The sequence below is a fragment of the Paenibacillus sp. Paensp38 genome (assembly GCF_059491915.1).
This window is the reverse complement of sequence record NZ_CP168516.1, coordinates 1,295,064-1,310,805: the sequence shown is the minus strand read 5'-3', so window position 1 is coordinate 1,310,805 and position 15,742 is coordinate 1,295,064. Positions and strand designations below refer to the sequence as shown.

Genomic DNA, 15,742 nt, shown 5'->3' with positions numbered 1-15,742 from the left:
GACGGCTTTTTTATGATGCTTACTACAACTATACATATTTATTTAATATCAATTTTTAACCTCAATAAACCCTTGAACTAAAGTGACGTAGAATCGAGTTCTGTTTTTAAGCGTCGCGATGAAAGCCAAGGTCACGAAGGACGCGTTCCTGGTTGCGCCAGTCTTTTTTGACCTTAACCCAAAGTTCCAGGAAAATCTTGGAGCCTAACAGGTTTTGGATATCCTGGCGTGCCTGTTTGCCCACTTCTTTGAGCATGGCTCCCTGTTTGCCGATAATAATCCCCTTCTGGGAGTCACGTTCTACAAAAATAACAGCCATAATATGCACTACACCATTATCCTGCACTTTCATATCTTCAATCATAACCGCAATAGAATGGGGTACTTCCTCACGTGTCATATGCAGAATTTTTTCACGCACCAGCTCGGCAATGACAAACTGTTCTGGATGATCGGTAATTTGATCATCCGGATAATATTGCGGACCTTCTGGTAAGTATTTTTGCACCTGCTCCAGCAGGGTGTTTACATTGTTGCCCATTTTGGCCGAGATGGGTACGATTTCTGCAAAGTCGTACAACTTGCGATACTGCTCAATCAGGGGTAACAATGCTTCTGGCTCAATACGATCAATTTTATTCAGCACCAAAATAACTGGCGTTTTTACTTGTTTAAGCTGTTCCGCAATAAAACGGTCGCCACCGCCTAGACCTTCAGCAGCGTCAATAAGAAAAAGTACCGCTTCTACTTCACCCAACGTATTAAAAGCAGTCTGATTCATGTAATCGCCTAATTTTGACTGACGCTTATGAATCCCGGGTGTATCCAAAAATACAATTTGCGTGTCCTCTGTAGTAAATACGCCGTGAATTTTGTTGCGTGTAGTTTGTGGCTTGTCTGACATAATGGCGATCTTCTGCCCAATGACGTGGTTCATCAGTGTTGATTTTCCGACATTAGGTCTGCCAACAATTGCAACAAAGCCTGATTTAAAGTGTTTCTTAGCCATTTCATTTCCTCCAGCGCGATTAAGCACCTATTTTATTTGGGTTTTTCCATTAAAACAGCGAACTAATTAACGTCAACATAGGCCTATAAAACACAAATATACCAATAATTACAGCAAAAACCGCTGCCAGGAGCACGGCTCCGGCGGCGGTGTCTTTAGCCGCTTTGGCCAGCGGATGAATATCAGGTGAGATGAGATCCACCGCTGCTTCAACAGCGGTGTTGAACAGTTCGGCTACAATGACTATAGCGATAGCCACGCAGACGAATAACCAGTCGAGCCGGGAGATGTGCAGAGTTAAGCCTGCTACAATGACAAGGAGCGCCACGGCCACATGTATCCGCATATTTACTTGCGTACGCAGAGCGTACATCACGCCTTCTGCCGCATAGCGAAAAGTCATTCTCCAAGGCTGACGTCTCATTACCTTGTCAACCCCGCTTGAGCCAGTACAGCTTCCTGTTTGCCCATCATTTCAGCTTCACTCACATCATCCTGATGATCATAGCCTAACAGATGAAGAAAGCCGTGAACAAACAAAAAACCGATTTCACGCTCAATCGAATGTCCGTATTCTTCACTCTGAGCTTGCGCTGTTTGTACAGAGATTATAATATCCCCCAAAACATCAGGTACATCATTCAATGAATTTTCATCATTCGGTTCGTAAATAATTTCAAGCTCTTCATCCAGTGTTTCCTTCATAGCAAAAGACAACACATCGGTGGGACGATCAATTCCCCGATAGTCCCTGTTCAACTCATGAATTTGCTCATCATTAACGAAGGTAAGGGCTACCTCACCGTCAGTGACTCCTTCCACTTTGCCTGCCTCCTCTAATAAGGTGTTCAGCAGCGTAATCAAGGATTCGTTAATTACCATATCGTTTTGTTCATTATTCCAAGCTAATTGAAGGCCCATGCCAACCGCTCCTTTTAATTCTAGTGCTCTAACCGTACTTCATGCACAAGTTATATTAAGCTTTTCCGTTTTCAGACTTGGGCCTTTCCTCCGGATACTCAATACGGGAATGGAAAATCCCCATTACTGTTTCCTTGAGGGTTTGAGCCACGATATCAAGCTCCCGCATGGTCAGCTCGCAGTCGTTGAATTGGTGATCATCAAGACGGCTCTTAATAATTTTCTCAATCATGGATTCCACTTGTTCCACTGTCGGCTTCCGTAAGGAACGAACTGCTGCCTCCACGCTATCAGCAATTCCCACCACAGCAGACTCTTTAGACTGAGCCTTCGGTCCCGGATAACGGAAATCATCCTCCGTGAAGTCAGGCTCCACCCCCCGCTCTTCAGCTTCGCGCAACGCCTTGTGATAAAAATAGTGTAAGAATGTCGTTCCGTGGTGCTGCTCGGCAATGTCGCGAATGGGCTTGGGTAGCTTGTAATCCAATTGCATTTCCACGCCGTCACGAGCATGGGCGATAATGATGGATTTGCTCAGCTTGGGCTCTATTGTATCATGTGGATTTTCCAACCCATTTTGATTTTCAATGAAGTACGAAGGCCTCTTGGTTTTACCAATATCATGATAATACGAACCAACCCGGCACAACAAGCCGTTTGCCCCTATAGCCTCCGCTGCGGCCTCTGACAGATTACCCACCATTACACTATGATGATACGTTCCCGGTGTCTCCGTAAGCAGCTTGCGGAGCAATGGATGATTGGGATTTGACAGCTCAACAAGCTTCAGTGCCGACAAGATACCAAAGGTAGACTCAAAAAATGGCATTAGCCCAATAACAAGTATTGCTGTTATCAGACCACCTGCAAAAGCAAAAGCTACCCCATAGAGCGTCGTCGTTTGAGTCCAATTCCCTTGGTCAATCAGTGCCAGAGAAAAAACAGACAGGGCACCGAACAGGCATACCATAATCGCCCCTTTGAACAGTGTTGAACGCTGGCTGGCTCGATGAGTAGAGAAAATCGCTGCCAGACAGACCACAATAGCAAAAAATCCAAAATTAAAGTCGAAAATTTGTCCCTGACGGACATTCAAAATAACACTTGCCAATATACTGAATATAACGGCACATACGAAAGCCAACGACATATCAAGCAACAGCGTTACGAGCATAGCTCCAAGCGCGATAGGCGCCAGATAGCCGAGATAGGAACGTTCATTGTTCTGCAGTATGGAAATTAACATCATTGCTCCAACTGTTATCACAAAGATTAATACTAGCATGAGCAACTGCGCATTATTATACTTGAAGTTTCGTGTTCGTGATTGAAATTGACGAATATACATAAACAGGCCCAATGCCAGCATCATAGACAACATCAGCAGTCCAAATTGTGGCCAATAATTGATTTTATCCTTGAGCAATTCATTTTCATCAAGCAGTGTATAGATTTCCTGGGTAATAATCTCACCCTTCTTGACGAGTACTTCACCCTGTTTAATGTAAACTGTCGGTGTATCTTCACGAGCCTGTACCTTTGCGTCCTTCGTAGCTGTATCATCATAAAACTTGTTGGCGGTAATCACAAGCCTTGCAAGTTCCTGAACAACCTCCCGTGAAGTACGCTTAGTAAGCGAGCTTGTACTAACCCGCTCAGCTACTTTCGCTCGGGCTGTCTGAGCATCCGTAATTTGATCATTCATCAACCCTGTCACAATCTCACGGGCAACAGGCCGCATTTCAGCAATATCCTCAGATGTAAGGCGCGGAATTTTAATGAATGTCTCCTCTGGAATTCGGTACGTTTGCTCTTTCGTTTTTTCCAGCACTTCATCCAGCAACTTATCTGGGTAGGCATCCGCATTACGGCTGTTATTCACAAAATTTTGTACAAATTCCCGTGCACGTTGCGGAATCTCATCCTTATAAATCGAAATCTTATCTGCTCTGGAGACCTGGTCATCCTGATTGAGCCGTTCAATTCGATCCAAAATACCAGTAATCAGGTTATCGTTGCGAACGGGCACAATGGTATACATGGGCTGCACACGTTCAGCTGATTCCTCTTGAGCCTTCAAAGTCGCCTTACTGTTAGGAAGCTGCATCGGGGCGACAATTTCCTTTTCACTCGGTTGATTTACCCGAATATCATAACGCTCGGGAAGCAGCTTGGACGCAAAGCCTACATAAAAAAGAACCACCAAAAATAAAAACAGAAGATAGCGTGTCGCCACGCTATACTTCCATCCATTCATTCTATGCTGGAACGTTTTCCCTTTAGATAATTCCTTCGAGATCATCTAAAACAATCCCTCTCCATCATCTTTTTCAAGGCAGCTACACTGCTCATTTTATACTTTTTCTGGTCGTACACGACATACTCGTGATTGAATGACTATCCTTGATTTTCGGCAACTCGGTCATAAGCAACAATAATTTTTTGAACCAGGGAATGACGGACAACATCCTCTTCTGCAAACTGGACAAAGCCTATTTCCTCAATCCCTTGTAAAATCGCATTTGCTTCAATCAGACCGGATTTTTTGCCACGAGGCAAATCAATTTGCGTGACATCGCCGGTAATGACCATTTTGGAGCCGAAGCCAAGTCGAGTCAAAAACATTTTCATTTGCTCGGGTGTAGTGTTTTGCGCTTCGTCCAAAATAATAAAAGAGTCATCCAGCGTACGTCCCCGCATATAAGCCAAAGGTGCAATTTCTATTAATCCGCGCTCCAGTGCCTTTGCAGTCTGCTCTGGGCCCATCACATCGTATAGGGCATCATACAATGGGCGTAAATACGGATCAACCTTTTCCTGTAAATCCCCTGGTAAAAAACCTAAATTTTCACCTGCTTCCACCGCAGGACGAGTCAGTACAATGCGCTTGACTGAACCTTCCTTCAGGGCAGCTACGGCCAGCACTACAGCCAGATAGGTTTTACCAGTACCCGCCGGGCCAATTCCAAATACAATATCGCGTTTCTTAATCGTGGTTACATAGTGCTTTTGTCCAATCGTTTTGACGCGAATCGGTTTACCCCGGAACGTCGTCGTAATTTCACCCTTGAACAAATCGAGCAGCTGATCAGCGCGCAAATCTTTTGCCAGTTCAATCGCATAATGGACATCCCTTTCGGTCAGTATATACCCATTGCGAATTAACTGGAGTAATACGTCGAACAATTGTTCGAGCACTTCCACCTCGTGAGCATTACCAAAAACATTAACTTCTGCCTCACGAGATGCTATTTTTGCGGGAATAGCTGCTTCGATTAATTTCAAAAAGGAATCCTGCGGGCCAAATAACGCCTGTCCTTCTCCCGCATTGTTCAATGCAATTTGTATGCTGCGTTGTTGTTCTGCCAAATAGCCTCATTCTCCTTGGTTATGAACTAACGGAAGTTCTTCCGCAATATCCTGCTCCACTTCAAAAAGCACTTTCATATAAACTTTACCATTCTCTCTCTTCTCATGCAAAATTTTTTGGCTCATTATTTTCGTTCCTTTGCCGTATTTAGCTAAAATATCAGCTCGCGCGCCTTCTAAACCTGACATTTTCGCTTCTGTTTCCGTAAGCTTCTGCTCCTGTATCTTTGTCTCTCTCACACTTTCGGTCATCCAACCCACCGGAAGTTTGTAGGAACGCCATGTTAGCGGATCATGTTCAACTGTTGTTTTATGTGTAGAATAAGGTATTTTCCCATATCCCCATAATTGTATCGCACGGTTGCCTAATACCAGATATAAGTGGTCGTGACTGGTACCTGTATACGTGCTGCTGCGTTGCACCATGGGACTGCTAATTTCGTATTCATGCCATACAAGACCCTTAACCTCTCCTTTGGCTACGACCTGCTGTTGGTTCTCCTCATCTCCAAGCGTTCCAGAGATGAGGATGGCTCCTTTTTTGACACGCGTATTTTTATGCACGACAGGACGACCCTGCTCGGCAAAAATTTCAGTAACTACCGCATCTGCCTTACTAATGATATGACGAGGGCTGTAGAGCGGCGCAGGGGTAGGCTGTGAAGCTTCAACAACCTGAATCGTCACCAAAGTACCCTGCTTTTCCACACCGATCCAGGATGCTTCTGGAAGCTTCTGCATGAGCGCACGTGAAAGCTTGTCTTGACTGGATAGACGAAAGCTCCATTGAAATGGATACAGACCCTCCTGTCGAGCGGCTTTGAGAACGGATTCCGTCGATAGTTTATCATTCCCCTTTACTTCAATGTCCCAGATAAGTGAAGACATCAGCAGGAGACCTATCCAGAACAAAGCCAATCCAGCCAGGAAAAACTTACGTTTGGCAAGTCGTGCAGCAGTAAAGGGAAGCCCTTGCCGCTTCAGAACATGCATTTTACAGCCTGTCCTTCTCAAAAGCGGGCGTAGGAGGAAGACGTGCGGCAGTAGAAGGTTCATTTCTGCATGTCTAGTACCCATCGGCCGCACGTTCCACACAGGTAAATGGTGATCGGTGAGTAAATTAATGAAAGCTTCCACACTTTCGCCCTTGATAGCAAGGGTAACCGTACCACGCAGCTTTGCTAAAGCAGGATGTTTCACGAGCCTTCCTCCGTTCCTTCCATTTGGATATCCGTTATATGTCCCTCCACACTTACCTGCTCTGGCAGAATAGACGTAATGACTAGATCATGGCCGGACACCCTCAGCCTGCCTTGCGCAAGTGCAAGTACGAGCTGATCCGGCGTGAAATCCACCACGCCCCGGTGATTCTCCACATAAAGCTGACGGCTGCCGATGAGGGTTAACCGCGGCAGGTCAAATAGAATGTCCTGCGGAAGCTCCAGCGTCTCGCTGGCCCACTTTCGCAGTTTGCGGCTCATCCTGCTCATACGGCGAAATCTCCCTTCCTGTCATCAAAATATTTGTTATCCAACGGCTTAGAGTTGTTTTGATGACAGCACGCTGCTATTTTTTCATCTTCTGTTATTGCCATCCGGTACCCATAGATGTTTCAAGGCAGCTACGCTGCTGGCTTTCCATCTTATATTCTTATTATCAGTGAACACCATTACACCAGCGCCACAGATATCTGTACTGTACATTTTATGATCCAGTCGCGGCATTTATGAGGCTAAACTTACAATTCGTAGTAGCTACTATATTGCAGAGGAAAAAGATGTGTCCTTTCAAAATTCACAACAAAAAAGACAACCTCATTTTCATATTGAAAACAAAGGTTGTCTTCTTTTGAATTTCATTAAATGACACGGTTATTTTTCGCTATCTCGATTTAAAAGAGAGTTTTTTCTAGAGTATAAGAAGTAAACAGCCATACCAATGACAAGCCAAATAATAAAGCGAATAAATGTCTGGCCATTCAAATTAAGAATGAGCACCCCACATGAAACGATAGCCAGGATCGGGATATACGGAACTCCAGGACATCGGAAGGCCCTTGGCAAGTCAGGTTGTGTTTTTCTCATAACGATAACGGCGACCGAAATCAGAATAAATGCTGACAAGGTTCCAATGTTCACCAAACTTGCTAACTCATCCAGCGGAATCAGTCCACCCATTAATGCAGATAAAGTGCCGAAAAACAACGTGTTAATGTAGGGCGTTTTGTATTTGGAATGAACCTTGGATAATACTTTGGGGACTAAGCCGTCACGTGACATAGCAAACATAATACGAGTTTGACCATAGAGCATTACCAGCATGACCGTTGTCATCCCTAAGATGGCTCCTATATCTACAATACCTGCAACCCAGTTCTGGCCTGCAACCTGCAATACCAATGACACGGGGTGAGAGATACCTTCAAATTGCATAAACGGTACTATACCAGTCATAATCGCGCTAACAATGACATACAAAAACGTACAAATAATGAGAGAGAAAATAATGCCTCGCGGTAAATTAGTAGTGGGATTTTTAGTTTCTTCAGCCGCTGATGAAACAGCATCAAAACCAATAAAAGAAAAAAACACAAGAGCTGCGGCTCCAAACACCCCACTGAACCCAAACGGCATAAACGGTGTCCAATTATCTGGCTTCACATATCTAAAAGCAACAATGATAAATAATAAAATAACAACAATTTTTATGATTACCATGATGTTGTTTATCCGTTTTGATTCTTTTATCCCTAAATAAAGCAAGAACGTGATACCCATCAAAATTAAAAAAGCTGGGAGATTAAAATAAGTAGTTTGGTCTTTCAAAGCCCCCGGTGCGGCAGTGAATTCAAGCGGAATGTGAAGGCCAATTCCGTTCAAAAATGATACAAAGTAACCCGACCAACCTGCGGAAACGGCGCTGGCTGCCAGCATGTATTCCAAAATTAAATCCCATCCAATAATAAAGGCCAATAGCTCCCCCATCGTAGCATATGTAAAGGTGTAAACAGAACCGGATACTGGAACGGTGGATGCAAACTCCGCATAAGCCAATGCTGCGAATAAACACGCGAGTCCCGCAATCACAAAAGAAAGAACCAAGCCTGGACCAGCCGTAACTGCTCCTGTACCTGTCAACACAAAAATTCCCGTTCCGATAATGGCTCCAATTCCAAGCATCGTTAAATCAAACGCACCCAGCTCCCTTTTGAGTGCTTTTTCCCCTCGCGTAGCGGCAATCAACTGATCAATGCTTTTCTTTCTAAACAAGCTATTTCCCATCGATCCCATCCTCCTAAAAATTAATTTTTCCATTTTTATAACCTTGTTGTATCACCTCGATATAAATAAAATTTTAGGTAAAATTGGAGTGAATTTCATAAGTATCTATCATTGAGAACATTATATATAAAAAAGAAAAAATGAAAACTGCTTTCGGAAAGCTCCATTCATATTGTTACATTTGATCATTTTTCAGGAATATATTTTCATAAATGAGGCGCTAAATTAGACAAAATGCCACCATTTTAGATGACAACAAATGTGAGAAAGCTAGAGCACACAAGGGATTATCACATTCGTTGTCAGGTAATTAGAGCATTTGTCGTTAATTCACTTTTTATTCCGAGCATGGTTATGTATTCCTAAAGCATCACAAAAAAAGATCCGCCACAGCCAAAGCCGTGACGGATCCACTATCATTTTAACGTCTTCCTCCACCCATGTAGCGCTTGGAACGTGGAGGACCTAATATTTCTGCCCAAATCACACCTCTGCGCAGATCAGCCGTATCCACCGTATTACGGTCTTGCGAAGCTATCTCTGGCGCATCTGTAATTTCCCCTGACTCCCTCGCATTGGATATACGATCGAGACGGGCTAAAACCATTTTTCGTTCTTCTTCCATAGCACGGATCCGATCCTCTAGAGTCGAACCATTATCTAATAAATCCCGGTCCATCCGTTCTTCGGTTTCCGACCGATCGCCCATTTCTTCTATGCGACGAGCTTCCATAACCGTCCGTCGTTCATTAGGAAATTGACGTTGCAACTCTCCAGCAATATCCTGCTGACGTTGCTCTTGCCCATGTTCCATTGTGAAGGGTCTGGATGACGTCGAGGGTCCACGAGAACCATGATCACCACCAAAGGTAGGCATACCTTTTCGCGGCGGTGATTTCCGCCCTGTACCTTGGATGCTTTTCCCCAAAAAAGACACCAAAGCAAAGCCAATCACGATCAGGATATACAAATGTTCAAAGATCCAGCTGATAAAGTTCATTACTCACCACCTAGCTGCCGTAATTCATCGGCTATGTCCCGTTATTAATCCCGGTTCTTGTTGTCATTCCCCGAGTTCTCATTCGGTTTGCCTAAGGAGCCACGCATTTGCGTATCCGCCTCAATATTTTTCAAATTCATATAGTCCATGACACCAAGCTTCCCGCCGCGTAGCGCTTCAGCCATTGCCAGCGGTACTTCGGATTCGGATTCCACCACGCGTGCTCTCATTTCTACAACACGCGCCTTCATTTCCTGCTCCTGCGCTACAGCCATCGCACGCCGCTCTTCCGCTTTTGCCTGCGCAATACGTTTGTCGGCTTCCGCCTGCTCTGTTTGCAGAAAAGCACCGATATTTTTACCTACATCAACGTCCGCAATATCAATGGACAGGATTTCAAATGCTGTCCCGGCATCCAAACCTTTGGACAATACGGTTCTTGAAATTGAATCCGGGTTCTCCAGCACGTCCTTATGCGAGTTACTGGAACCTACGGTCGTAACAATACCTTCACCGACCCGTGCAATAATCGTTTCTTCTCCAGCACCCCCAACAAGTCGATCAATGTTGGCACGCACCGTAACACGAGCTTTAACCTTCACTTCAATACCATCCTTGGCGACCGCAGCAACAATAGGTGTCTCAATAACACGCGGATTAACGCTCATTTGGACCGCTTGCAGAACATCCCGTCCAGCAAGGTCAATCGCTGCCGCACGTTCAAACTCAAGCGGAATGTTAGCACGCTGCGCAGCAATCAACGCATTGATCACTCGGTCTACATTCCCTCCTGCGAGAAAGTGGCTTTCCAGCTGGTTGATGTTCAAGCCCAGACCCGCCTTGGTTGCCTTAATGAGTGGATTGACAATTCGGCTTGGCGTGACGCGCCGTAAACGCATAGCTACCAGCGTAATGATGCCAATGCGCACACCCGAAGCCAATGCTGAAATCCACAGCATCACCGGGAAGAAACTAAAAAATACGCTCAATACAATAATCACTACAACGGCAATCAGCAAAACGCTGACAATACCCGATTCGAACACTCGCATCATCCTCCATTAATCTAATTCTTTGTTATTTGCTTGTTTAGACGCTAGTGTCTGCCTTGACCACAATTCGCCCGCCTTCTACTTTGGATACTATAATCGGCATATCTGTAGCAATAAACTCGCCGTTCGTTACAACATCGACTCGCTCATCAGCGATCAGCACCGTTCCGGCTGGACGAAGTGGAGTCAGACTGACACCTCTTTGACCTAATAGCATTTCCCGGTTCACAACTGAAGAAAAACCTTGTTCAGCCGTTAAACTTTCTTTAAGTATAAAACGGTTCCATATCCCTCGGTCCTTGAATACAACCGCGATGATCGCCACCACGGCAACCGCAGCTGCAAAGGCAATGCCCAAAGATATAAACGCATGCTGCATGTTGTATGCTGCACGAACAACTCCGGCGACAAGGCTGACGGAACCCAGAATGCCCAAAATACCAAAACTCGGGATGAACATTTCAAGTATAAGCAGAGCCAGACCGATAATAAACAACAACCACGTCTCCGAACCTGCAAAACCAGCGATATAATTGCCGAAAAAATACAAACCAAATCCGAGTATGCCCAAAATTCCCGGTACACCAAAACCGGGTACGATCAACTCAATAACAATACCTGCGATACCGATAAATAAAAGCAACGTCTGTACAATTGGGTTGGTCAATATCTCGGCTGCTTTTTCAGCCCATGTTCGCTCCACATGAATGACATCATCCGTGCTGTAACCCATCCACTGAATAACCTCTTGTTCGGAAGACGCGATGTGATCCGCATAACCCAACTTCAGCGCTTCCTCACTGGTTAAAGAAATGATCTGACCATTTTCCTTGTTAAAGTTCATCTCAGGAATAGATATGGTCGTTTTAGAGTCAACCATACCTCTGGCAATATCCGGATTACGTCCGCCAGCTTCTGCGGCAGATGCCATGCTACTCTTCCACCAGGCTATCGTTTTTGGATCTGTGATAGCCTGCCCCCCGCCGTCTACTAACGCTGCTGCTCCGATAATACTCCCCGGTTTCATAACAATCTTGTTTGCGCTCAACGCAATATAGCTACCCGCTGAGGCCGCTTCGCCCCTTATATAGGCTACGGTCGGAATTGGACTGTCTTTAATCAGTTTGCCCAGCTTCTCCGCTGTATCTACCCGTCCACCGGGAGTGTTAATATCCAGTAAAATCAGACCTGCTTTGGAATCTGCTGCTTCTGCAAATCCACGTTCCATAAATTTGCCCAGGCCATGCTCAATTTCCTGATCGACTGGTATAACAAACACAGCTCCACCTTTAGTTTGGGCCGCCGCTGATTCGGAATGAACTAAGGGCAACAGCAAAACGGATACCATAATCCACAACGTTAAAAGGATCCATTTGCGACTGGAGTGGTGATGTTCTCTATGCATTTCTCTCCCCCTTTCGATCTCTCTATGTTACAGCATACCAAACTTTGTTAGACAAACTATACAGTTTTCAGGATTTAATGTGAAATTATTGGGTATATTGCTAATCCTGACGGCTGCCAAATACTTTACGCACCCAATGAACATCACGTTTCACATAATTAACAATAGCGCTTACATATAAGAATCTTCTCATCATTACATTCTATGGTAGGGAACACATATATAGAAATAACACCCTCTGTAAACAGAGGGTGTTGTGTTTTCCTGTTTGTCGCAGGTTTATTGCAGAAATTGCTGAACCGCTTGGTTCACGAGCTTACCGTCAGCGCGGCCTTTTACCTTAGGCATCAAGGCCGTCATTACTTTCCCCATCTCGGCTTTCGAAGAAGCACCGGTTTCCTGGATGGTCTGCTGTACAATAACTTTAATTTCTTCCTCAGAAAGTTGTTCGGGAAGGTACTGAGCGATGATCTCTATTTCTGCTTTAGTGCTTGTCGCAAGTTCATCACGACCGGCTTTTTCAAATTCATGGAGGGCATCTTTTCGCTGTTTGATCTCACGACTCAGAATATCAAGCACTTCGTTGTCGTCCAAATCCCGTTTCAAATCTATTTCAAGATTTTTAATCGTAGAACGAACCATTCGAATGGTGGAGAGTTTGAACTTGTCCTTACTCTTCATTGCTTGCTTCATATCTTCGTTCAATCGTTCGCTCAAATTCATGATTGCTTAGATCCTCCTAGAACTTTCTCTTACGAGCAGCCTCGGACTTTTTCTTGCGCTTTACGCTTGGCTTTTCATAATGCTTGCGTTTCTTCACCTCAGCCAATACGCCATCCTTAGCAATGGAACGTTTAAAGCGACGAAGTGCAGCATCAATTGTCTCGTTTTTGCGAACTTTAGTTTCAGACACCAGTTTTCCCTCCCTCCGACCAGACCGTCCAAGAGCAATAACACGGTTCATCAAATTTTATTATAGGTGAAACGGAAACCAGGTGTCAACCTATAAGAAAAAATGAATACATAAAGGGCCACTTTTCTCCATTCACATCCGTATTACTGAAAAGACAAGCTCTGTCATTTTTTAAGAATGTGAGTCCGAAATACCTGTCAGGGCACCCAATTTGGCGCCGCCCAGTAAGTGATAATGCAGATGCCCCACCGCTTGTCCACTATCCGGGCCACAGTTGTTAATCAACCGATAACCAGACTCGGCGATTCCTAACTTTTTTGCAACCTCAACCGCAACACGATGAATCTCCGCGATAAGAGGAAGATCCTCCTCCGTCACAGCGTTCATTGAAGGAATATATTTTTTGGGAATAATGAGCACGTGTACTGGCGCCGCAGGCTGGATGTCATGAAATGCGAGCACATTGTCGGTTTCCAACACCTTCTTGCTGGGGATGGTTCCATCCACAATTTTCAAAAACAGATCGTCCATTCAAAACCCTCCTTTGGCAGTGAGCCGATCCTAAGCAAATAGACACAACCCCCCCTTGCTCTCGGCATTCAAAGTTATGTATTTCCCACACTGAATAGAAACATATACAGCCATGTTTGGTTATACTTATGTTTCTATATGTATCATAACGGAAAAAGGGTCTTAATACCAGTTTCCCTTACTAACTTCCTCTACAATGGCTTTCACCCCTCCATCAATTTGATCCAGCTGCGCGCGCGAAATACTTATGCGCAAAAACTTCTCTTGTTCCCTATAGCCTGATAAATAAAAACCTTTGCCAGCTACAACCTGGATGTTCCTCGCAGAAAGACACTGTACCAAGCGTTCCAAATTCACTGTCCGAGGCAGTTTAAACTGCATATAAACTCCTGAGGTTACAGCTGAAGTCTGAACGTATCCGGCCTGATTGTATCGTTCCACGGCCTTGTTCAGAGTACGAATGCGCTCCGAATACAGTTTACATATCGTGTGCTTGTGGCGTTCATACATTCCATTTTTAATATAAATATCAAGCGCCGCCTGAGACAACATAGATGTGTCGACATATCTTTTATAAGCGTTAAACGTCTTTAATAGGACTTCTGGCAATACCGCAACTCCTAATCGCAAGCCTGGGAAAATGATTTTCGAGAAGCTTTTCAAATAAATAACATGGTCCGAATGGTCGTATGCATAAATGGGATCAAAAAGATGATCGGCCCCCAAATCTGCCATATAGTCATCTTCTACGATGTACACATCATATTTGGCGGCTAAGGCAGCTATCGCTTTTCGCTCCTCTGTGTTATATGAGATCCCTAATGGATTATGATATCTTGACATGGTATAAAAAAACTTGATGCTCTCGTTCTTAAATTGATTCTCCAATTCGTGAAAATCCATACCTTTCGCTGTCCGGACGATGGTACTGACGGGTATGTTCTCTTCCTCCAGAAATCGCAAATAAATATCGTAACTTGGCTGCTCGACCAAAACCTTTTCTTTGCCATTGGGAAACGGCATTTTAGCGAGTATCTCCAATGCCTGCTGAACACCCGAAGTAACGATAATCCGATCCATTTTTGCAAACACCTGAGTATTAGCCAAATGGGAAACCAACGTATGACGCAGTGTTTCCAGTCCTTGCGAATCGCCATAAGTGAATAGATGATATTTGTAGGTATCAATAGCCTGATTCAAACAATGTTGGAAATCCAGATAAGGGAATACATTTAAATCCGGGGAGGCCGAAGCAAAATCAACGGAGTCTTGCATATGATTATGGTGTAAATCGCCCGAATTTTCCACTACATAGTATCCACTTTGCGGTATGGAATAGATGGCGTGTTTCTTTTCAAGTTCAGAATATGCCCGCAGAATCGTGCTTTTGCTGCATCTATATAATTCTGAAGCCTCACGGACCGACGGTAGCTTGTAACCTGATTTATATTGTCCCTCGCGAATTTTAAGCTCTATATCCAATAAAATTGATACATATTTTTTCACAATATCCACCCACCTGCTCTTTACATACTCATTACATGCTCATTTCATTACATGCTTATTCCTCTTATGTTTCTTTACACGCTAGATGTTACCATGCTTTATGGATAAACAGGATACCTCATTTCATTGAACTGTACTGATACAGTTTCAATTATTGGATCATATTGGGGATAGAATATGTGAAAAAGAGGCTGTTTCTTCATGATGGAAGAAACAGCCTTGCATGGTGATGATGTATGGATGCGCCTTAAAGTCACTTGTACTGTACAAGAGCTGTAGGCGGGAGAGAGCAGAGAATTCACTATATCTGGCGACTAAGAAATTAGGATTAGTAATAAGGCAGCAAGCTGATCGCTGTCAAGGCTGCAAGTGGCAGAATCAAACGATTAAAGCGACGGCGTCCGTAGGGGAACCCATATGCATAAGCAGGTACTGGATACGGGTACGGGTACGGATACGGAGGATAAGATGCATAGCCACCATAAGCACGGGAACCGCAGCCACAATTGTTAGGCGGATACGGGAGATTAACATTGACATTCTCCATCTCGTCTCCACCCATAGGAACGGCTAAGTATATCTTTTCATCATCCACATGCTCTACAATGCCATCATACATTGTCCCGTCCTTCACCCATACGCATACATAACGATGCATATGCTTTTGACATAGTGTTTTAGCATCCGTCTGTTCCGGTGCTGTAACTTTTTCGGTTGTCATGCTTTTTTCCATGGTTGTTTCCTCCTAGGCTCTT

The 15,742-nt window shown here is 44.3% G+C and carries 16 protein-coding genes; all 16 read right to left on the bottom strand.

What is annotated here, in order from left to right; all coding sequences use genetic code 11:
- Positions 1–106: 106 nt before the first annotated feature.
- Positions 107–1,009 (bottom strand): GTPase Era, encoded by a 903-nt coding sequence (gene era, locus ACEN8J_RS05910; RefSeq protein ID WP_029517791.1) that lies wholly within the window; start codon positions 1,007–1,009, stop codon positions 107–109.
- Positions 1,010–1,058: 49 nt separating this feature from the next.
- Positions 1,059–1,433, bottom strand: a complete 375-nt coding sequence (locus ACEN8J_RS05905; protein WP_025722122.1) for a diacylglycerol kinase family protein — start codon at positions 1,431–1,433, stop codon at positions 1,059–1,061.
- Positions 1,433–1,930 carry an rRNA maturation RNase YbeY gene (gene ybeY, locus ACEN8J_RS05900; RefSeq protein WP_029517792.1) on the bottom strand — a complete coding sequence of 166 codons (498 nt, stop codon included), beginning with the start codon at positions 1,928–1,930 and terminating at the stop codon, positions 1,433–1,435. Before ybeY ends, ACEN8J_RS05905 begins: the two co-directional genes overlap by 1 nt.
- A 55-nt stretch (positions 1,931–1,985) precedes the next feature.
- Complete coding sequence (locus tag ACEN8J_RS05895) at positions 1,986–4,232, bottom strand: HD family phosphohydrolase (RefSeq protein WP_165149033.1); 2,247 nt, start codon at positions 4,230–4,232, stop codon at positions 1,986–1,988.
- 95 nt (positions 4,233–4,327) lie between these two features.
- Positions 4,328–5,299 carry a PhoH family protein gene (locus ACEN8J_RS05890; protein ID WP_029517794.1) on the bottom strand — a complete coding sequence of 324 codons (972 nt, stop codon included), beginning with the start codon at positions 5,297–5,299 and terminating at the stop codon, positions 4,328–4,330.
- 6 nt (positions 5,300–5,305) lie between these two features.
- Positions 5,306–6,499 (bottom strand): sporulation protein YqfD, encoded by a 1,194-nt coding sequence (gene yqfD, locus ACEN8J_RS05885; RefSeq protein WP_495594338.1) that lies wholly within the window; start codon positions 6,497–6,499, stop codon positions 5,306–5,308.
- Positions 6,496–6,789, bottom strand: a complete 294-nt coding sequence (gene yqfC, locus ACEN8J_RS05880) for a sporulation protein YqfC (protein ID WP_029517796.1) — start codon at positions 6,787–6,789, stop codon at positions 6,496–6,498. The genes yqfD and yqfC overlap by 4 nt, the downstream gene beginning before the upstream one ends.
- 381 nt (positions 6,790–7,170) lie before the next feature.
- On the bottom strand, positions 7,171–8,580 hold the full coding sequence (bcaP, locus tag ACEN8J_RS05875) for a branched-chain amino acid transporter BcaP (RefSeq protein WP_165149027.1): 1,410 nt from the start codon (positions 8,578–8,580) through the stop codon (positions 7,171–7,173).
- Between the two features lie 421 nt (positions 8,581–9,001).
- Complete coding sequence (locus ACEN8J_RS05870) at positions 9,002–9,580, bottom strand: YqfB family membrane protein (RefSeq protein ID WP_069010261.1); 579 nt, start codon at positions 9,578–9,580, stop codon at positions 9,002–9,004.
- 44 nt (positions 9,581–9,624) lie between these two features.
- On the bottom strand, positions 9,625–10,626 hold the full coding sequence (gene floA, locus ACEN8J_RS05865; protein ID WP_029517799.1) for a flotillin-like protein FloA: 1,002 nt from the start codon (positions 10,624–10,626) through the stop codon (positions 9,625–9,627).
- Between the two features lie 43 nt (positions 10,627–10,669).
- Complete coding sequence (locus ACEN8J_RS05860) at positions 10,670–12,037, bottom strand: NfeD family protein (protein WP_029517800.1); 1,368 nt, start codon at positions 12,035–12,037, stop codon at positions 10,670–10,672.
- 279 nt (positions 12,038–12,316) lie between these two features.
- The gene (locus tag ACEN8J_RS05855; protein WP_013311146.1) at positions 12,317–12,760 is read right to left on the bottom strand and encodes a GatB/YqeY domain-containing protein; all 444 of its coding nucleotides are present in this window, start codon (positions 12,758–12,760) and stop codon (positions 12,317–12,319) included.
- A 16-nt stretch (positions 12,761–12,776) separates the two neighbouring features.
- Positions 12,777–12,950: a 30S ribosomal protein S21 gene (rpsU, locus tag ACEN8J_RS05850; protein ID WP_005547957.1), complete on the bottom strand. Its 174-nt coding sequence runs from the start codon at positions 12,948–12,950 to the stop codon at positions 12,777–12,779.
- A 171-nt stretch (positions 12,951–13,121) separates the two neighbouring features.
- Positions 13,122–13,481, bottom strand: a complete 360-nt coding sequence (locus tag ACEN8J_RS05845) for a histidine triad nucleotide-binding protein (protein WP_025722131.1) — start codon at positions 13,479–13,481, stop codon at positions 13,122–13,124.
- Between the two features lie 162 nt (positions 13,482–13,643).
- Complete coding sequence (locus tag ACEN8J_RS05840) at positions 13,644–14,987, bottom strand: aminotransferase-like domain-containing protein (protein WP_029517801.1); 1,344 nt, start codon at positions 14,985–14,987, stop codon at positions 13,644–13,646.
- A 328-nt stretch (positions 14,988–15,315) separates the two neighbouring features.
- The gene (locus tag ACEN8J_RS05835; RefSeq protein WP_029517802.1) at positions 15,316–15,720 is read right to left on the bottom strand and encodes a hypothetical protein; all 405 of its coding nucleotides are present in this window, start codon (positions 15,718–15,720) and stop codon (positions 15,316–15,318) included.
- Positions 15,721–15,742: the final 22 nt, after the last annotated feature.